This window comes from Fulvimarina endophytica (assembly GCF_003403015.1).
GTDB lineage: Bacteria > Pseudomonadota > Alphaproteobacteria > Rhizobiales > Rhizobiaceae > Fulvimarina > Fulvimarina endophytica.
The window spans coordinates 352,690-371,147 of sequence record NZ_QURL01000002.1; the positions used below are offsets into that span (position 1 = coordinate 352,690).

The window sequence follows — 18,458 nt, forward strand, 5'->3', positions numbered from 1 at the left end:
CGGATCAGTTCGCCTCGCAATGCCTCCCGTCACTGCGACAGAAGACAACTGGCAAGGCGCATGCCAAACGCGCCGGGAGGGGTGAGGAACCGCTTAAGGTTTTGGAAAGATTGGGTAACGTCCCGCCGGCGACGAGATCGCGAAGGCACGGAGTAATCGAGCGGGAAGCTGGCTACTCGTCCTGGCGATGCCGATGTGTCGGACGCTACACATGCCGAGACGAACGGAGCTTCCAACGACGTCGGTCAAGCCTCGCCGCGTTCGTCCTCGGTCTCGCCGGTCTCGATCCCGAGACGCTTGATCTTGTCGTAGAGACCCTTCCGGGAGATCTGAAGAGCCTCGTATGTAGGCTTCAAAGCGCCCTGGTGCCGGGAAAGTTCCGTCTCGATCACGAATTTTTCGTAGAGCGTCATCCGATCGGCGAGCGAGGCGTTCAGGGGCGCGGCCGGGGCATGGGAGGGATCGCTCGCAGATCCGTTCTCGAAGCCCGACCAGAGCCCCAGCACGAAACGATCGGCATAGTTGCGCAGCTCGCGCACATTGCCGGGCCAAGGGGCGGCGACGAGATGGCGTTCGAATTCGTGGTCGAAGGGCGGGATCTCGCGCCGGAACCTCGCGCGGGCCTCGCGGGCGAGATGGAAGAAGAGGATCGGAATATCCTCGGGCCGCTCGCGAAGGGGAGGGATCGTCAGGGTGACGACGTTCAGCCGGTAATAGAGATCGGAGCGGAACTGGCCGGCCTCGCCGGCCCGGGCAAGATCGGTCTTCGTCGCTGCCACGAAGCGCACGTCGAGGGGAATCGGCTTGTTCGAACCGAGCCGCTCAATCACCCGTGTCTCGATCGCCCGCAGAAGCTTGGCCTGGAGATCGAGGGGCATGGACTCGATCTCGTCGAGGAAGACGGTTCCGCCATCGGCATGTTCGAGCTTGCCGATCCGCTGGCGCTGGGCGCCGGTGAAGGCGCCGGCCTCGTGGCCGAAGAGCTCCGACTCGATGATATCTGCGGGGAGCGCGGCGCAATTGATGGCGACGAAATTCTTCTTCGAGCGCTGCCCGAAATCGTGCAGCGCGCGCGCGACGACCTCCTTGCCGGCGCCCGTTTCCCCACGGATCAGGACGTCCACATCGGTATCGGCCAGCGCCCTGATCTGCTGGCGCAGGCGCTCGATGGCGGGGGTGCGGCCGACGAGACGAGCCGAGAGTTCGCCTCCGCTGTCGTCGAGCCGCGAGCGCAGCAACCGGTTTTCCAGAACGAGGCGGCGCTTCTCCAGCGCCCGCTCGACCACGGTCTGGAGGCGGGAGATCGGAAACGGCTTCTCGATGAAGTCGTAGGCGCCGATGCGCATGGCATCGACCGCCATCTGCACGTCGCCATGGCCGGTGATGAGAATGACGGGCATCGTCGGGTCGATCGAGAGCGCGCGCTTCAGAACCTCCAGCCCGTCGATCCCCTTCATGCGGATATCGCTGATCACGACCGCATGGGCGTCCTGGCTGAGCTGGGAGAGAAGGCCGGCCGCGTCCTCGTGCGACCGGATCGGCAGCCCCTCCAGCTCGAGGCCCTGGGCGAGGGCATCGCGAAGATCTTCGTCGTCGTCGACGAGATGGACGATGGACGGGCCGAATTCGGGCATGGACGAGACCTCGGGGGGACTATTCTGCGGCGATCGACTGGCTATCGGCATTCCGAAGCGTGATTGCAAACACCGTTCCCTCCGGGCCGGTTCGCAGAAGGCGGATGCCGCCGCCGAAATCGGCCAGGATGTTGGAGACGATCGAGAGGCCGATGCCGATGCCTTCGCCGCTCGATTTGGTCGTGACGAACGGCTCGAAGATCTGCCGGGCTATGTCTTCGGGAATGCCGGGCCCGTCGTCGGCGACCTCGATCGTCAGGTCGTCACCTCCCGCGCTCTGTCCGATCGCGATCTCGATCCGGCCGCCGGAAAGGTGGCTCATCGCGTCGGCGGCGTTGTTGATGAGGTTGATGAACACCTGGCTCAGCCGGACCTTTCCGCCCAGAACCGTATGCTCGCGCAAGGCCGGATCGATGACGAGGTCGATCTCCGCCTTGCGAAGACGTGGGCGCACGAGGATCATCGCCTCGTCGAGAACCGGGCCAAGGCCGATGATCTCCGTCGTCGTTCTGGGCTTTCGGGCAAAGGCCAGCAGCGTCTTCGACAATTCCGCCATCCGCTCCGTCATCGCCGCGATGCGCGACAGATTGTGCTCGGCCTTGCGGGGCTCCTCGCGCGCGATCAGCCGGGCCGCGTTGTCGGCATAGGTCCGGATGGCCGCGATCGGCTGGTTGAACTCGTGCCCGAGGGCGGCGGCCATCTGCCCGAGCCCGGCGAGCCGTGCGGTATGCACCAGATCGGACTGGGCCTGCCGCAGCTTCTCCTCGGCGATCCGGCGTTCCTCGACCTCGGCCGCAAGGCTGCCGTTCACCTCGCTCAGCGCCTTGGTGCGGGTGCGCACGCGCCGCTCGAGGGACAGCGCGATCGCCCTGTCCCGGCGCTCGCGCAGGATGACCTGCTCGCTGCGGCGGATGAGGAGAGCCGTGGCGACGGCCAGGAGGAGGACGAAGAGAAGTGCGGACACCGTCGCCCAGGTCACGGCGAGCGCGATGGGGCGCGTATCGGCGAGAACGTGGACTTCCCATTCCAGAAGCGGAAAGCTGCGCGACAATTCGATGAACGTCTCGCCCGTCCCGTTGACGAGATCGCCCGAAAGGGCCGCGGGCGCGAGAGAGGCGATCTCGCCGGTCGGCCGGTTGGTGAGGAGGATCTCGCCGTTCCGATCGGTCACGAAGATCGGCTTCTTCGACAGGGCCCAGGTGGATTCGACGCTCTCGAAGCCGACGAGGATCGCGATATAGCCGAGCACCTTGCCCTGGCGGCGAACCTGCGAGGCGAAGAGATAGGCCTTCTCGCCATCTGCGAGCTTCAGGCTCTGGCGACCGAGCCGGCCCTGGCGAGCGGCCGCGAGAGCCGCGTCGAGCGCACTCGCGGAGGGCTGGAAACGGCCCCGGGCACTGGCGACGAGTTCACCCGACGGTGAAAAGAGCGCGGCGTCGAGCGCGCCCGACATCGCCGTGACCTGACCGACCGCCCGCGCGGCGTCGCGGGCATTGACCGCGATGAGCGGCGAGCCCGGCGGGGCGAGGATCGAGGCGATCTCCCGCGTTCCCGAGAGGAGGGGGGTCAGGAGGCGATATTTGTCGAGGATGCCTTCGAGAACTGCGGCCTGCACGTTCAGCGTCTCGGCGGCGTCCCTCGTGACGGAGAGACGAACCGAGTGTCCGGTCAGGCGTCCCGCGAGCGTCGCCGCAAGAACCGCGACGGCGAGAAGAAGGATCGCCGCGGCGCCGCGAATGATCCAGAACCTGCGCTCGACGGCGTGGCGACCGGTCCGCCGCATGGCCATCGTCGATCTACCCGGCAAAGCTCGTCTCCCAGCGATACGCGTCCGGCGGGGTGTCCGCCGGGCGCGTTCGACGCTCGAAGACTATCCCAGCTTCGTCAGAGAATGAACCGCGACAGATCCGTATCCCCGGCGATGCCGTCGAGGGCCTTGTGGACGTAGTCGCCGTCGATCCGGTAGGTCTCGCCGCCCTTGTCCGGCGCCTCGAACGAGATCTCGTCCAGCACCCGTTCCATCACGGTCTGCAGCCGGCGCGCGCCGATGTTCTCGACCGAGCCGTTGAGCTTGACCGCCGTGTCGGCGAGCGCGTCGATGGCATCTTCCGTGATCTCGAGGGTCACGTCCTCGGTCTTCATGAGGGCGATATACTGCTTGATCAGCGAGGCCTCGGTCTCGGTGAGGATGCGCCGGAAGTCCTCGCGGGTCAGCGCCCGCAATTCCACTCGGATCGGCAGGCGGCCCTGGAGTTCGGGGAGGAGATCCGAGGGCTTGGAGACGTGGAAGGCGCCGGAGGCGATGAAGAGGATGTGATCGGTCTTCACCGGGCCGTGCTTTGTGGCGACCGTCGTGCCCTCGACGAGGGGCAGGAGATCGCGCTGCACGCCTTCGCGCGAAACGCCGGCCGAATGTCCGTCCTTGTTGGCGACCTTGTCGATCTCGTCGAGGAAGACGATGCCGTTGTTCTGGACCGCGTCGATCGCCTCGCGCGTGACCTCGCCCTGGTCGAGGAGCTTGTCGGATTCCTCGCCGATCAGGAGATCGTAGGAGTCGCGAACCGTGGTGCGGACCTGCTTGGTCCGGTTCATCGCCTTGCCGAACATCTCCGACAGATTGAGAACGCCGATATTGGCGCCCGGCATGCCCGGAATGTCCATGCCGCCCGCAGGGCCGGAGGTGTCGGAGACCTCGATATCGATCTCCTTGTCGTCGAGTTCGCCCGAGCGCAGCTTCTTGCGGAAGGAGTCCTTGGTGGCCGGGGAGGCGGACTTGCCGACGAGCGCTTCGAGGACGCGGTCTTCCGCGCCCTTGTGCGCCCGAGCCTTCACCTCCTCGCGCTTCTTCTCGCGCACGAGCCCGATGCCGATCTCCACGAGATCGCGGATGATCTGCTCCACGTCGCGGCCGACATAGCCGACCTCGGTGAACTTGGTCGCCTCGATCTTGATGAACGGGGCACCGGCGAGTTTTGCAAGGCGGCGCGAGATCTCCGTCTTGCCGACCCCCGTCGGTCCGATCATCAGGATGTTCTTCGGCATGACCTCTTCCCGAAGGCCCTTTTCGAGCTGCTGCCGGCGCCAGCGATTGCGCAGCGCGACCGCGACGGCTCGCTTGGCATCCTTCTGCCCGATGATGTGGCGGTCGAGTTCGGAAACGATCTCGCGGGGGGAAAAATCAGTCATGGCTCGTCTTGGCTGGCGCCGCCGATCCTGCGGCTCTCTTCGTCTGCGCCGGGCCTCGATGGAGCGATCCGACGCGTTCCTGCGGCTACATGGGATCGACCGGAGAGCTTCGCCAGAGCGAGGACGGGAAGTGGCCTTTGCCGAGGCATCCGGAATGGCCGTTTCACACCCGCCTACATGCGCTCCTTCAGACCCTTGCGGATCAGCCAGCGATTGACCGGAAAGGCGGTGGCGAAACCGCAGATCATCGCGATCTGCATCGAGGCCCAGAACTCCGGCATGGACGGGTCGATCGATACACCGAGAAGCGATGCGAAGACGATGAAATGAGCGACCGCAATGGAGCCGTACATGCCGATCTGCCAGGCGGTGAGGGAGAGAACGTCCGCCTTGATCGCGGATTTCAGGGCCTCGACCCTCGTCATTTCGGGGTTCATCGGCTTCAGCGAGGCATATTGGAAGGCGATGCCGATGAGGAGCGCGAGGACATAGTCGAAGATCCAGACGGCGAAGATTTTCTCGGCGAACAAGATCTTGTAACCGAAGAGGACCGCGACGACCGGAAACAGGTAGGCGACCGTCTCGGCGATGATGTCCGCGATGGTGCAGCCCGCTCCGCAATGGGTCGCTCCCTTGCCGACGGATGCCCAGAACGGGGTCCGTTCCTTGTGCGGCATCGGCTCGCCGCGCTCCATCGCCGCCCTCGCGATGTCGTCGCGGGCGAGCGAGCCGTATCGATAATAGCCCCACAAGGCGAGGGGACCGGCATAAAGGCCCGTCACGGGCCAGACCACGTTCATGATTGCCATGTGCTGCGGCCGGTAGATCACCGTGACGAGAAGCAGGGTGAAGGATGTCACACCCGAAAGGATCATGACGATCGCGAGAAGATGCAGCCAGTCGGGGATCATCGGGGAAGGTCCGTCGGGTGATCGATCCGGCGGGCGAGGCGCCGGATCCGTTTCGAGAAAGCTCGAATGAAAGTCGCTGGCTGCCATCGCGTTCCGTGTCGTCCTGGTTCGAGAGGCGGCAAAGCATCTCGGAACACAAGTGCCACCGTCCCGTTGTCTGGCTGAAGCAAACGAAGATCACGATGGGACGACCGTGCTCCTCGTCTCGAGGCGAGCCGCCGCTGGGGCGGCCGGATCGAGGTCGTTCCATTCTCCTTTCCGGCGATCGTGACAGTCGGCAGCTCCGGCCGGCCGATTGTCGTGACTGCCGGAAAGGCGTGATCCTGCAAGCAAAGGACGAACACCATGACGAAGATTACCGAAGCGAAGATCGCGATTCTCGCCACCGACGGGTTCGAGCAGGTCGAGCTCACCGAGCCGCTCGCCAAGCTCAAGGAGGCCGGGGCCGAAGTTCACGTGATCTCGACAAAGAGCGGTTCGATCAAGGGCTGGGATCAGGATCACTGGGACAAGGAGATCCCGGTCGACAAGCAGCTCTCAGAGGTTCGCGTCGCGGACTACGACGCCCTCGTGCTTCCGGGCGGACAGATCAATCCCGACGTGCTGCGCACCGACGCGAAGGCCGTGTCCTTCGTGCGCGAGTTCTTCAACTCGAAGAAGCCGCTCGCAGCCATCTGTCACGCGCCCTGGCTCCTGATCGAGGCGGACGTGGTGCGTGGACGCGACATCACCTCCTACAAGTCCATCAAGACCGATGTGAAGAACGCCGGCGGCAACTGGGTGGACCGCGAAGTGGTCGTGCACGAGGGGCTGATCACCTCGCGCAATCCGGACGACCTGCCGGCCTTCATCGGCAAGATCATCGAGGAGGTCGAGGAAGGCCGTCACGAGGACCGCAAGGTCGCCTGACCGCCGAACGATCGATCGGAACCAGAATCCATCTCGAAGGGGCCGGCCGGACGCCGGCCCCTTTTCCTTGCGATGACTTCGCCGTTCGAACCATTTCGCCGGACGTTGCCAGCGAAGAAATTTCTCGTGTATGTCGAGACCTTCATCTCGTTCTCGAAAGGCGACCCGATGGCAGGCGAAATCAACTACGACGTCCAGACGTCGGCGGATATGGACTATCCCGAACACGAGCGGACCTATGCCCGGTTCCTGGCGATGTTCAAATGGGGTGCCGTGTTCGTGGTCGCCCTACTCGTCGGCATGGCCGTCGGACTGCTCGGCGCCGGCAGCGTGCTGGGCGGCATCGGCGCGTTCGTCGTCGTCTTGGCCATCGCCTATTTCATCTTCCGATAATGTCGGGTCCGGTCTCGCGGAATGCCGGACCGGATGTCGGAGCCGCGAGAGCGACGGCTCGCCGGCGGCGGGCGGAAACAATGCCCGTCCGCTCCTGCGCTCGCGCCCGCGTCGAGGTGTCTCTTGCCGCCCGTCGGAAACTGCCGATCTGACGGGGTATGAACGACCTCTTTCCGCCCGCACCCACGATGCCCGGCCTCTTCGATAGCCCGGTTTCCCCGATGGTGCGGATCATCGATACGGAAACGGCGGGACAGAAGCTCGCCGAGGATGCGGTGATCGAGATCGGATCGGTCGATCTCGATCTTTCGACCGGCGCGATTTCCAATCCCATGCAGACCTTCTGCGACCCGGCCGGCGTGCCGATCAGCCCGGGCGCACGCAAGGTGCATCACATCACCGACGAGATGCTCGCCGGGGCGCCGCCCTTCGCCGAGGCCGTCCGCCCTTTCGCCACCGAGACCTATGCAGCCCAGCGCGCCGACTTCGACCGCTCGCGCCTGCGCCTCACCGGCCGCTGGCTCTGCACCTACAAGCTCGCCCTTCGCGCCTTTCCCGATGTGCGCGCACACGGTCTCCAGAGCCTCGTGAAATACGTTCCGCTCGACCTGTCGAGCGTCGACGGGATGCTGGCGGGCCTTCATCCGCATCGCGCGCTCTTCGACGCGGTCTGCACCGCCGTTCTCCTGCGCCGGATCGCCGATGAGCTGATGCCGCGATGCCATGACCTGCGAGACTTTCTGGAGCGAGCCGAACGAGCCTCGAACGAACCCGCTTTGCTGGCCAAGCTGCGGTTCGGGCGCCACAAGGGCGTGCCTATCGCGGAGGTTCCGTCGGACTATCTGGAATGGCTCGTCGCCGAGCCGGAGATGAGTGCCGATGCCGTGTTCACGGCGCGCCGCCAGCTCGCCCTGCGCCGGGTGAGGGGAGAGCGCGCATTGCCGCAGGCGGCCCGCACGGCGCTCTGACCGCTCCGCCGTTCCGCCCGTGCTTCTCGCAGGGGGCGAAATCGCTCTCGCCACGGCCGTCGATCTGTCTAGATTTTCGCGGGATGAAAGCCTTCGCCGACCTGATCGATGCCCTGACCCTGACGCCTTCGCGCAACGGGAAGCTGCGTCTTCTGGTGGACCATTTCGCGAGCCAGCCCGATCCCGAACGCGGCCTCGCGCTCGCGGCGATCACCCGCGATCTCGACATCAAGTCGGTCAAGCCCGCGATGTTGCGCGAACTGATGACGGACCGGATGGACCCGGTCCTGTTCGGCTATTCCTACGACTATGTGGGCGATCTGGCGGAGACGATCTCCCTCGTCTGGCCGTCCGGCAGCGAAACGGAAGGCGCGGAAGCATCGTCCGGACCGCGATTGTCGGAGGTGGTCGAGCAGCTGAACGCGGCCAACCGCCGCGAGGGCCCCAAGCTCGTCGAGACATGGCTCGACCAGCTGGACTCCTCCGGGCGCTACGCCCTCCTCAAGCTCGTGACCGGCTCGATGCGCATCGGCGTCTCGGCCCGTCTCGCCAAGCAGGCGCTCGCCGATTTCGGCAAAAAGGACGTCGCCGAGATCGAGGAGCTCTGGCACGGTCTCGACGTGCCCTATGAACAGCTCTTCGCCTGGCTGGAAGACCGGGCGGACAAGCCGGTTTCGGCGGCCAAGGCACCGTTCCGCCCGGTGATGCTCTCGACGCCGCTCGAAGAGCCCGATTACGGGATCATCCGGGCAGAAGACTATGCGGCGGAATGGAAATGGGACGGCATTCGCGTCCAGGCGAGCGCGGAAGGGGGTGTCGCCCGGCTCTATTCGCGCACCGGCGACGACATCTCCGGCGCCTTTCCCGATCTCATGGACTTCATGACCTTCGAGGGAACGCTCGACGGCGAATTGCTGGTCGCCAAGCCCACGGCGAAGCGTTCGGGCAAGCCGGCGGTCGCCGGCCGCAACGCGCCGCGTGCCGCCGACATCGTGGTCGGCACCTTCTCCGACCTCCAGCAGAGACTGAACAGAAAGACGGTTTCGGCGGCGATGCTGAAGTCCCATCCCGTCTTCCTTCGGGCTTACGATCTTCTCGTGGAGGAGGGCGTCGACCTGCGTCCCCTGCCGTTCGCCGAGCGGCGCGAGCGCCTTGCCGCATTCGCGGCACGGCTCGAGCCGACGCGCTTCGATATCTCGCCTCTCGTCGCCTATGAGAGCTTCGAGGATCTCGCGGCCCTGAGGCGCGAGCCGCCCCATGCGGTGATCGAGGGGCTGATGCTGAAGCGGTGGGATTCGGCCTATGTGCCCGGCCGTCCCAAGGGACCGTGGTTCAAGTGGAAGCAGGACCCCCACCTCGTGGACGCCGTTCTCATGTATGCCCAGCGCGGGCACGGCAAGCGCTCGAGCTTCTATTCGGACTATACCTTCGGCGTGTGGACGGGCGAGGAGGACGCGCCCGAGCTCGTTCCGGTCGGCAAGGCCTATTTCGGCTTCACGGACGAGGAGCTGAAGCAGATCGACAAATATGTCCGCGACAACACGATCGAGCGCTTCGGGCCGGTGCGTTCGGTGCGCGCCGAGCCCGGGCACGGGCTCGTCATCGAGGTCGCCTTCGAAGGTCTGCAGCGCTCCGCCCGCCACAAATCGGGCGTTGCCATGCGCTTTCCGCGCGTCAACCGGCTGCGCTGGGACAAGCCGGCATCCGAGGCCGACCGGCTGGAGACGCTTCAGGCGATGCTGGATTGAGGTTGCGTTCCAGCGCGGCGCGCTCGTGGCCGGGCCATGAGCGAAAACGTTTAATTGCCTGCCCAAACAAAACTGGCCCGGTTTTCACCGGGCCAGAGCTCTTCTCATAGCGATGACTGCTGCCGCCTACAGATTGTCCTCTTCGGTCGGCACGAGGATGTCGCGCTTGCCCGCATGGTTGGCCGGGCCGACGACGCCCTCGTTCTCCATCTTCTCGATGATCGAGGCGGCGCGGTTGTAGCCGATGCCGAGCCTGCGCTGGATGTAGGAGGTGGATGCCTTGCCGTCGCGCAGCACCACCGCCACGGCCTGGTCGTAGAGATCGGCGCTCTCGTCGAGCTCGTCCTCGATCGGGGCTGCGTTCTTGCCCGCTCCGCCGGCCTTGGCGCCCTTGGCGGGAGCCTCGTCCTCCTCGTCGTCCTCCAGAACGGCATCGAGATAGTCCGGCACGCCCTGCGCCTTCAGATGGCTGACGATGCCTTCGACCTCGGCATCGTCGACGAAGGGGCCGTGGACGCGCTGGATGCGCCCGCCGCCGGTCATGAACAGCATGTCGCCCATGCCGAGCAGCTGTTCGGCGCCGCTCTCGCCGAGCATCACCCGGCTGTCGATCTTCGACGTCACCTGGAAGGAGATGCGGGTCGGGAAGTTCGCCTTGATCGTGCCGGTGATGACGTCGGTCGAGGGACGCTGGGTCGCCATGATGACGTGGATGCCGGCGGCGCGCGCCATCTGCGCGAGACGCTGGACGGCGCCTTCGATCTCCTTGCCCGCCACCATCATCAGGTCGGCCATCTCGTCGATGATCACGACGATGTAGGGCAGCGGCGAGAGGTCGAATTCCTCCGTCTCGAAGATCGGCTCGCCGGTGTTGCGGTCGAAGCCGGTCTGCACGGTGCGCGACAGGACCTCGCCCTTGGCCTGGGCCGCCTTCACCCGCTGGTTGAACCCGTCGATATTGCGCACGCCCACCTTGGACATCTTGCGATACCGGTCTTCCATCTCGCGCACGGTCCATTTCAGCGCGACCACCGCCTTCTTCGGATCGGTGACGACCGGCGAGAGGAGATGCGGGATGCCGTCGTAGATCGACAGTTCCAGCATCTTCGGGTCGATCATGATCAGGCGGCATTCGGCCGGCGAATGGCGATAGAGGAGGGAGGCGATCATGGTGTTGATCGCCACCGACTTGCCCGAGCCGGTGGTGCCGGCGACGAGGAGATGCGGCATCTTGGCGAGATCGGCGATCACCGGCTCTCCGCCGATGGTCTTGCCGAGGGTGAGCGGCAGCTTGCCCTTGTGACCGCTGAAGGCCTCGTTGGCGATCATCTCGCGCAGATAGACGGTCTCGCGGGACGGGTTCGGCAGTTCGATGCCGATGGCGTTCTTGCCGGGGATCACCGCGACGCGGGCGGCGATCGCACTCATCGAGCGGGCGATGTCGTCGGCAAGGCCGATGACGCGGCTCGACTTGATGCCGGGCGCGGGCTCGAGTTCGTAGAGCGTGACGACCGGGCCGGGCCGCACCTCCATGATCTCGCCCTTGACGCCGAAGTCTTGGAGAACGCTTTCGAGAAGGCGCGCATTGTCGGCGAGCGCGGCCTCGGAAATCGACTCGTCGAAGGCCTGGGGCGGCGGCGGCGTCAGATATTCGACCGAGGGCAGCTCGAACGTCTCGGGATCGGGAAGTTCGAGGCGGGGCTTCATCGCGAGCGCCTTGCCCGAGCCGGTGCGAAGCCGGTTCTGGTCACCGGTGATCGTGCGGGTTCCCGGCACCGGCCGCCCGAGCGGCATATCCTGCGAGGACGGCGAGGGGGGAACCTGTCCGGTCGGCTGGCCGGCCACATGGGCGCGCGGCATATGCCGGGGCGCCGGTTCCTCGTGCATGTCCGGCCGTGCCTGGGGAGCCGGGCTCGCCGCCTCCATCGCCGGCTCGCGGCGCGCCTGTTCGGGTGCCTGGGGCTTCGGACGGCGGCCGGGGAAGGCGACGATATTGGCTGGCAGAAGCCCGCGCCAGCCAGCCTCGCTCGGCGCGGCCTCGCCCGGATAGGGTGCCTGCGGCGCCTCGGGAGCCTCCGCATAGTCCGGCTCCTCGTCGTAATAGGACTCGTCCTCGTATTCGGGCTCCATGGGGGCCTCGAACCGGCTCTCGTCCTCTGGCTGACGCATGGCACCGCCATCGCGATACCAGGCATTGTTTGCGAAGGGCTCGGCCGCGGCCGGCTCGCGAACGGGGGCCTGATAGGCCGTGTCGAAGCGCCCCGTGGGCTGGGGAAGACCGTAGGGGTCCGCGACCGGAGGCTGCGGCGCAAGGGTCTGGGCAGGGGCCGGCTGGGCCCAGTCGTCCTCGTCCATCTGATCGGCGAACGGATCGACATAGGCCGAGGCCGGGGCCTGATTGGGCATGTGGACCCGCACGGTGCGCTCGGCCGGTGCCTCGGGCGCGGCCGGTGCCGGAGCATAGGCCGGCGCGGACTGGCGACGCGGGGCCTGGGGCGCGTAGCCTTGTGCGGGCGCTGCGAGCGGCGGCATGGGATCGAGGCGCGGCTCGGGCGCGAACAGGGCGGGATCGCGCACGGCCGGCGCCGTATCGGCGTAATCGCTCCACTCGTCGAACCGGTCGCCGAATTCGCGCTTCCTCTCGGCCCGCTTGCTGCGGACGCGGTCGATCGCCGAGCGCGCCGAGAAGACGGTATGGGCAAGGGCTCCCATGGCCAGGGAGAAATAGCCCTCCTGGCCGTCGAGTTCCGGCTGGTTCGAACGCATGGCCGGACGATGGGCGAGTTCGGCGGTCCCAGTTGTGCGGCTCGGCGCACGCTTCATCTCCCAGAGGCCCGTGCCGCCGAGCATCAGGCGTGCGCCGGGCAGGAGCATCAGGACGCCGACGATGACGGCCGCGATGCCGGACGGATAGCCGCCGATGAAGAGGGCCGGAACCTTGAGCACGATGTCGCCGAGGACGCCGCCGAGGCCGATCGGCAGCGGCCAGCTCTCGCTCGACGGGAGGCAGCCGATGGCCGCGCAGACGAGCGCGATACCGCCGACCGCGAGCCAGCCCTTGCGGGCGAGCCGGTCCAGCGGGCGACCCATGAGATAGAAGATGCCCCAGATCAGCGGCCAGACGACGACGAGTGCCGCTCCGAGACCCAGAACCTGCATCAAGAGGTCGGCGGTGATCGCACCGGAGGCCCCGGCGGCGTTCTCGACCGCCTGGCGATTGGCCTGGCTCCAGGACGGATCGGCGACGTTCCAGGTCGCGATGGAAACTGCGAAAAAGGCCGAAAGGCCGATCATCCCGAGCCCGATGGCGAGTTCCGCCTGCCGTCTCAGATTCATGCGTTTGCCGCGTCCGTCTGCCGTCATCGTCATCTTTTCTGCCCGTCGAAAAGCTGGTTTCTCTTGCGGCCGCCCCCGTTCGGACAGCGGCCGGAATCGTTCTGGGAGACCATAAGGCCCGGGTGGTTAAGCCGCCTTTAAGCTTAAGGGCCTGTTACCGGCCTGAGCGCCCGAGAGCGGCACGGAACCTGCACGCGCCCAAGCCGCTTTGGTGATCGGACGAACCAACGACCCGACGGGGAGGGACGACGAATGGAAATCCGACACGAGGCCGGAGAGTATGGCGGGCGATTTGCGACGAGCGACGGCTCGTGCGAGCTGACCTATCGGCGGGCGGGATCGCAGACCGTCGTCTTCGACCACACCTTCGTGCCGCCGGAGATGCGCAGCCAGGGGCTCGCCCGCAAGCTGGTCGATGCGGGTGTCGCCTGGGCGCGCGAGGAGAAGCTGAAGGTCGTGCCGGAATGCCCCTATGTGGACGTTCTCTTCAGGCGGGAACCGGCGCTCTACGCGGATATCGCCGCTCGCTGACGGCCGGATGGCCTGAGGGCCGGATCGGGCTTCGCCTTTTCCTGGGCGAAAGGTGACGCGCTTCCGGACACGAAAAAAGGGGATGTCCGTTCCCGGACATCCCCGCGTTCTTCGTCGGCTGGCAGGATGCGGAGCCGCCGAGCGGCCCCGTTGCCGGTCGATCGCGGACCGATCAGCTGTGATAGGCGGCCTCGCCGTGATAGCTGAGGTCGAGACCCTGGCGCTCGTCGTCCGCGCTGGGCCTCAGGCCGATCGCGAGATCGACGATCTTGTAGGCGACGAGCGAAACGACGCCGCTCCAGACGATCGTGATCGCGACGCCCACGACCTGCGCCCAGACCTGGGAACTCATCGTCACGCCATCGGCATAGCCGACGCCGCCCAGCGCGCTCGAGGTCAGGATGCCGGTGGCGATCGCACCGACGATGCCGCCGACACCGTGAATGCCGAAGACGTCGAGGCTGTCGTCATATTGAAGCTTGTGCTTCACGACATCCACGAAGAAGTAGCAGACGGCGCTTGCGACGGCGCCGAGCACGATCGCGCCGACCGGGCCGATCGTGCCGCAGGCTGGGGTGACCGCGACGAGACCCGCGACGATACCCGAAGCGCCGCCCAGCATCGAGGCCTTGCCGCGCATCGCCGCCTCGATGGCGCACCAGGCGACGAGGGCTCCGGCGGTGGCGGTGAAGGTGTTGATCATCGCGAGGACGGCGGCGGCCGTCGATTCGAGGTTCGATCCGGCATTGAAGCCGAACCAGCCGACCCAGAGGATGGAGGCGCCGACCATCGTGAGCGTCATGGAATGGGGCGCCATGTTGTCGCGGCCGAGGCCCAGGCGCTTGCCCACGAGGAGCGAGCCGACGAGCGCCGCGATGCCCGCATTGATGTGAACGACCGTGCCGCCGGCGAAATCGATCGCCGCGACGCCGCCCGCAAGGGCACCGGTGAAGATCAGGCCCGAGGCGTCCCAGACCATGTGGGCGACGGGGTAGTAGGAGAAGGTGGTCCAGAGAAGCACGAAGGCGACGACCGCCGAGAACTTGATGCGCTCGGCGAAGCCACCGACGATCAGTGCCGGGGTGATGACGGCGAAGGTCATCTGGAAGGCGATGAAGAGATATTCGGGCAGGACCACGCCATCGGTGAAGGTCGCCGCGGTCGAATCGACGGTGACGCCCGAGAGGAACACCTTGCCGAGACCGCCCCAGAAATAGCTGGTGCTGCCGCCGAAGGCGAAGGAGTAGCCGTAAACGACCCAGGCGATGATCATCACGCCGCAGATCATGGTGCACTGCATGAGAACCGAGAGCATGTTCTTGGCGCGCACGAGTCCGCCATAGAACAGGGCAAGGCCCGGCATGGTCATGAAGAGAACGAGGAGGGTCGCGGTCATCATCCAGGCGACGTCGCCCTTGTCGACCGTCGGCGCCACCGTTTCCGCGATGCCGGCCCCGCCGGAGGCGAGGGTGTCCTGCGCGAACGCGGCGCCTGCATTGAATGCGAGGGCTAAGCCGGCCAAAGCCGCCGAAACCCGCTTGAGATCGACCTGTGCCGTCATCTGGAGACGTCCCTCATATCACTTCTTGTCACGATCAGAGCGCGTGGCGTCTTTCCAGCCGATGCGCATCGAGCGGGACCTATCAAAAACCGTGCCAATTCCCTCGATGGCGGCGGCAGGCCGGATCGGGCCGGCACGGGAACGTCCCGATTGCCCAAGGATGAGGCAGGTGCCCGCGAAAGGTTCAGGCCATGGAGAGGTGCAGAGATCGCGCCCGCGGCGACAAACGAAAAAGGCCTGCCGCGAGGCAGGCCTTCTCCATGAGATCCGATGGGATCGATGCTGCGCGATCAGCGCTGGCCGGTGGCGAACTCCGGATAGGCCTCGACGCCGACCTCGGTACGGTCGAGACCCAGCGCCTCTTCTTCCTCGGAGACGCGGATGCCCATGACCGCCTTGAGGATGGCCCAGATGATCAGGCTGGCCGCGAAGGTGAAGACACCATAGGCGGCGATGCCGATGAGCTGGGTGCCGTAGCTCGCGTCGCCATTGGTCGCCGGAACGATCATGGTGCCCCAGATGCCGGCGAGAAGGTGCACGGGGATCGCGCCCACCACGTCGTCGATCTTCAGCTTGTCGAGCAGAGGCACGGCGAAGACCACGATGACGCCGCCGACGCCGCCGATGAGGATCGCCTGCCAGGCTTCCGGTGCGAGCGGCTCGGCCGTGATCGAGACGAGGCCCGCAAGGGCGCCGTTGAGGACCATGGTCACGTCGACGCGGCCGTAGATCGCCTGAAGCAGGATCAGGGTGACGACGACGCCGCCTGCGGCCGCGAGGTTGGTGTTGGCGAAGATGCGGCTGATATCCGTCGCGTCGCCGATCGTGCCCATCGCGAGCTGGGAGGCACCGTTGAAGCCGAACCAGCCGAGCCACAGGATGAAGGTGCCGAGGGTCGCGAGCGGGATCGAGGAACCCGGCATGGCAACGCCCTGGCCGTCCCTGGCGAAGCGGCCCTTGCGTGCGCCGACGAGCAGGGCACCGGCGAGCGCCGCCCAGCCGCCGACCGAGTGGACGACCGTCGAACCGGCGAAGTCGGAGAAGCCCATTTCGGAGAGCCAGCCGGCGCCCCACTGCCACGAGCCGCTGATCGGATAGAGAATGCCCGTCAGGATGGCGGTGAAGATCAGGAACGGCCAGAGCTTGGTGCGCTCGGCGATGGTGCCGGAGACGATCGAGGCGGTGGCCGCGACGAAGGCCATCTGGAAGAACCAGTCGGATGCCGTCGAATAGCCGGTGTCGAGGGCGTTTCCGCCGACGGCATCGAAGGAATAGGCCGCGAAGGTGCCGATATAGCCGCCGTTCACGTCCGTATACATCAGGCTGTAGCCGACGACCCAGAACATGATGCCGGCGATCGAATAGATCGCGATATTCTTCAGGCACTGCATCGAGACGTTCTTCGAACGCACGAGGCCCGCCTCGAGCATCGCGAAGCCGGCGGCCATGAACATCACGAGGAAGCCGCCCATCAGGAAGAGCAGCGTGTTGAAGATGTATTGCGTGGAGACCGGCGGTGCGCTCGCGGCTGCGTCCGCAGCCGGAGCTGCCGCGGCGGTCGCGGCATCGGCCGCCGGCGCGGCGGCGTCCTGGGCGAAGGCGGCGGTCGCCGCGAGGCCCGCTCCAAGCGCGGTGAAGAAGATCAGCTTCCCGTAGTTCATGCGTTCGTCCCCTCTTGCGATCAAAGCGCGCTGGTGTCGGTTTCACCCGTACGGATGCGGACGGCCTGATCGACCCCGTAGACGAAGATCTTCCCGTCGCCGATCTGACCCGTCTTGGCGGCGGTCTGGATGGCCTCGACGGCGCGATCCACGACGTCCGCCGCGACCACGACCTCGATCTTCAGCTTGGGCAGGAAGCTCACGGCGTATTCGGTGCCGCGATAGATTTCCGTGTGCCCCTTCTGGCGCCCGTAGCCCTTGACCTCGGTCACCGTGAGGCCCTGGACCCCGATGCCGGTGAGGGCTTCGCGCACCTCGTCCAGCTTGAATGGCTTGATGATCGCCATCACGATTTTCATGTTCACCTCGAACCTGTCGCGGTGGCTCGGACCGCTGGTGTTGAGCCGTATCGCGCCGTGCCCGGAAGGCCGGCGGCTGACAGGACAGATTCAAGCTTCGTGCCAAACTCTCGGCGGAGCCGCAGAAAAGACGAAATTCGCGAGACGAGGCCCGCTTTGCAAAGGGCGAAGCCGGGCTTCAGGCACTCCACGGCAGGGCACGTGCCGCCTCTGCCTCGAAATTATGCGACAGGCAGGCGGGCAGTTTGCCTAAAAAATGTGCTATTGAGTCTGTCTGGCTTCAAAACTCGCAAATGGCAGCGCGTCCCGGCGCTCCGGGCCTGGGCCGAACGGGCACGACAGGGACGGGGAATGCTCTGCCCGGTCAGCGGCGCGGCCGGATCAGCCCTTCCTGGGCGACCGAGGCGACCAGAACGCCGGCCTGATCGTAGAGGCTGCCGCGCGTCAGCCCGCGCCCGCCGGAGGATGAGGGGCTCTCCTGCGCGTAAAGCAGCCATTCGGAGGCGCGGATCGGCCGGTGGAACCACATGGAATGATCGAGGCTCGCGGCTTGCACCCGTTCGTCGAAGACGGACAGGCCGTGTGCGAAGAGCGAGGTGTCGAGGAGCGTCATGTCCGACAGATAGGCGAGGACGGCAGCGTTGAGATGCGGGTCGTCGCCGATCTCGCCATTGCAGCGCACCCAGACCCTCTGGACCGGGTCGAGCTTGTTCTCGGTCAGGTAGTGGTCGAGCATGACCGGCCGGAACTCGATCGGGCGCGGGCGCTGCCAGTAGCGCTTCACGGCCGCCGGCGCATGCTCGAGGATTTTCTCCTTCAGCGCGTCGCCATGGGGAATGTCGTCGGGTCCCGGAACGTCGGGCATATCGACCTGATGATCGAATCCGTCCTCGTGCTTCTGGAAGGATGCCGAAAGCGAGAAGATCGCCTGTCCGTTCTGGATCGCGACGACCCGGCGCGTCGTGAAGGAGCCGCCGTCGCGGATGCGGTCCACGTCGTATAGGATCGGGCGGGAGGGATCGCCGCCGCGCAGGAAATAGCCGTGCAGGGAGTGGCATTCGCGCTCGGCCGGCACTGTGCGCTGGGCCGCGACGAGCGCCTGCGCCACCACCTGGCCCCCGAAGACCCGCTGCCAGGTCCTGTCGGCGGTGATGCCCCGGAACAGGTTCTCCTCGATCCGTTCGAGATCGAGAATGGTCAGGAGGTCGGCGGCATCTTTCATCGGCGGGTCCTTCGCGGCGCTCGGAACGGTTCGAAAACG

14 protein-coding genes are annotated in these 18,458 nt (G+C 66.1%); 5 read left to right on the forward strand and 9 right to left on the reverse strand.

Features of this window, described 5'->3' with window-relative positions; translation table 11 throughout:
* Nucleotides 1–245: 245 nt before the first annotated feature.
* From DYI37_RS05095 to DYI37_RS05110, 4 genes are all read right to left on the reverse strand, one after another.
* Nucleotides 246–1,634 (reverse strand): sigma-54-dependent transcriptional regulator, encoded by a 1,389-nt coding sequence (locus DYI37_RS05095; RefSeq protein ID WP_116682119.1) that lies wholly within the window; start codon nt 1,632–1,634, stop codon nt 246–248.
* A gap of 19 nt (nt 1,635–1,653) precedes the next feature.
* Entirely contained in the window at nt 1,654–3,423 is a 1,770-nt protein-coding gene (locus DYI37_RS05100; RefSeq protein WP_116682120.1) for a sensor histidine kinase, read from the reverse strand.
* A 95-nt stretch (nt 3,424–3,518) separates the two neighbouring features.
* Entirely contained in the window at nt 3,519–4,820 is a 1,302-nt protein-coding gene (gene hslU / locus DYI37_RS05105; protein ID WP_116682121.1) for an ATP-dependent protease ATPase subunit HslU, read from the reverse strand.
* A gap of 173 nt (nt 4,821–4,993) precedes the next feature.
* Nucleotides 4,994–5,731: a DUF4396 domain-containing protein gene (locus DYI37_RS05110; RefSeq protein WP_116682408.1), complete on the reverse strand. Its 738-nt coding sequence runs from the start codon at nt 5,729–5,731 to the stop codon at nt 4,994–4,996.
* Nucleotides 5,732–6,076: 345 nt separating this feature from the next.
* Here DYI37_RS05110 and DYI37_RS05115 point away from each other — a divergent pair, with 345 nt between their 5' ends.
* The 4 genes from DYI37_RS05115 to DYI37_RS05130 all read left to right on the forward strand — a co-directional run bounded on the left by DYI37_RS05115 (nt 6,077) and on the right by DYI37_RS05130 (nt 9,749).
* Nucleotides 6,077–6,640 (forward strand): type 1 glutamine amidotransferase domain-containing protein, encoded by a 564-nt coding sequence (locus tag DYI37_RS05115; RefSeq protein WP_116682122.1) that lies wholly within the window; start codon nt 6,077–6,079, stop codon nt 6,638–6,640.
* Nucleotides 6,641–6,808: 168 nt separating this feature from the next.
* On the forward strand, nt 6,809–7,033 hold the full coding sequence (locus DYI37_RS05120; RefSeq protein ID WP_116682409.1) for an aa3-type cytochrome c oxidase subunit IV: 225 nt from the start codon (nt 6,809–6,811) through the stop codon (nt 7,031–7,033).
* Between the two features lie 158 nt (nt 7,034–7,191).
* Entirely contained in the window at nt 7,192–8,001 is an 810-nt protein-coding gene (locus tag DYI37_RS05125; protein ID WP_116682123.1) for an exonuclease domain-containing protein, read from the forward strand.
* Between the two features lie 83 nt (nt 8,002–8,084).
* A complete protein-coding gene (locus DYI37_RS05130) occupies nt 8,085–9,749 on the forward strand; it encodes a cisplatin damage response ATP-dependent DNA ligase (RefSeq protein WP_116682124.1) in 1,665 nt (554 codons plus the stop codon).
* Nucleotides 9,750–9,875: 126 nt separating this feature from the next.
* On the opposite strand, the gene DYI37_RS05135 is transcribed toward DYI37_RS05130, so the two are convergent.
* Entirely contained in the window at nt 9,876–13,085 is a 3,210-nt protein-coding gene (locus tag DYI37_RS05135) for a DNA translocase FtsK (protein ID WP_245413778.1), read from the reverse strand.
* Nucleotides 13,086–13,337: 252 nt separating this feature from the next.
* On the opposite strand from DYI37_RS05135, the gene DYI37_RS05140 reads away from it, so the two are divergent.
* Nucleotides 13,338–13,616, forward strand: coding sequence for a GNAT family N-acetyltransferase (locus DYI37_RS05140; protein WP_116682126.1), 279 nt, complete (start codon nt 13,338–13,340; stop codon nt 13,614–13,616).
* Nucleotides 13,617–13,788: 172 nt separating this feature from the next.
* Here the strand turns inward: DYI37_RS05140 and DYI37_RS05145 are convergent, their stop codons facing one another.
* The 4 genes from DYI37_RS05145 to tesB form a co-directional block, all read right to left on the reverse strand.
* On the reverse strand, nt 13,789–15,177 hold the full coding sequence (locus DYI37_RS05145) for an ammonium transporter (RefSeq protein WP_116682127.1): 1,389 nt from the start codon (nt 15,175–15,177) through the stop codon (nt 13,789–13,791).
* 290 nt (nt 15,178–15,467) lie between these two features.
* Nucleotides 15,468–16,838, reverse strand: a complete 1,371-nt coding sequence (locus DYI37_RS05150) for an ammonium transporter (RefSeq protein ID WP_116682128.1) — start codon at nt 16,836–16,838, stop codon at nt 15,468–15,470.
* A 20-nt stretch (nt 16,839–16,858) separates the two neighbouring features.
* On the reverse strand, nt 16,859–17,197 hold the full coding sequence (locus tag DYI37_RS05155) for a P-II family nitrogen regulator (RefSeq protein WP_116682129.1): 339 nt from the start codon (nt 17,195–17,197) through the stop codon (nt 16,859–16,861).
* Nucleotides 17,198–17,561: 364 nt separating this feature from the next.
* The gene (tesB, locus tag DYI37_RS05160) at nt 17,562–18,419 is read right to left on the reverse strand and encodes an acyl-CoA thioesterase II (RefSeq protein ID WP_116682410.1); all 858 of its coding nucleotides are present in this window, start codon (nt 18,417–18,419) and stop codon (nt 17,562–17,564) included.
* Nucleotides 18,420–18,458: the final 39 nt, after the last annotated feature.

What these genes read in the sequence shown, in the direction of transcription:
- DYI37_RS05095 (WP_116682119.1), bottom strand. Translation starts at nt 1,634, where the DNA reads ATGCCCGAATTCGGCCCGTCCATCGTCCATCTCGTCGACGACGACGAA.
- DYI37_RS05100 (WP_116682120.1), bottom strand. Translation starts at nt 3,423, where the DNA reads ATGGCCATGCGGCGGACCGGTCGCCACGCCGTCGAGCGCAGGTTCTGG.
- hslU (WP_116682121.1), bottom strand. Translation starts at nt 4,820, where the DNA reads ATGACTGATTTTTCCCCCCGCGAGATCGTTTCCGAACTCGACCGCCAC.
- DYI37_RS05110 (WP_116682408.1), bottom strand. Translation starts at nt 5,731, where the DNA reads ATGATCCCCGACTGGCTGCATCTTCTCGCGATCGTCATGATCCTTTCG.
- DYI37_RS05115 (WP_116682122.1), top strand. Translation starts at nt 6,077, where the DNA reads ATGACGAAGATTACCGAAGCGAAGATCGCGATTCTCGCCACCGACGGG.
- DYI37_RS05120 (WP_116682409.1), top strand. Translation starts at nt 6,809, where the DNA reads ATGGCAGGCGAAATCAACTACGACGTCCAGACGTCGGCGGATATGGAC.
- DYI37_RS05125 (WP_116682123.1), top strand. Translation starts at nt 7,192, where the DNA reads ATGAACGACCTCTTTCCGCCCGCACCCACGATGCCCGGCCTCTTCGAT.
- DYI37_RS05130 (WP_116682124.1), top strand. Translation starts at nt 8,085, where the DNA reads ATGAAAGCCTTCGCCGACCTGATCGATGCCCTGACCCTGACGCCTTCG.
- DYI37_RS05135 (WP_245413778.1), bottom strand. Translation starts at nt 13,085, where the DNA reads ATGAATCTGAGACGGCAGGCGGAACTCGCCATCGGGCTCGGGATGATC.
- DYI37_RS05140 (WP_116682126.1), top strand. Translation starts at nt 13,338, where the DNA reads ATGGAAATCCGACACGAGGCCGGAGAGTATGGCGGGCGATTTGCGACG.
- DYI37_RS05145 (WP_116682127.1), bottom strand. Translation starts at nt 15,177, where the DNA reads ATGACGGCACAGGTCGATCTCAAGCGGGTTTCGGCGGCTTTGGCCGGC.
- DYI37_RS05150 (WP_116682128.1), bottom strand. Translation starts at nt 16,838, where the DNA reads ATGAACTACGGGAAGCTGATCTTCTTCACCGCGCTTGGAGCGGGCCTC.
- DYI37_RS05155 (WP_116682129.1), bottom strand. Translation starts at nt 17,197, where the DNA reads ATGAAAATCGTGATGGCGATCATCAAGCCATTCAAGCTGGACGAGGTG.
- tesB (WP_116682410.1), bottom strand. Translation starts at nt 18,419, where the DNA reads ATGAAAGATGCCGCCGACCTCCTGACCATTCTCGATCTCGAACGGATC.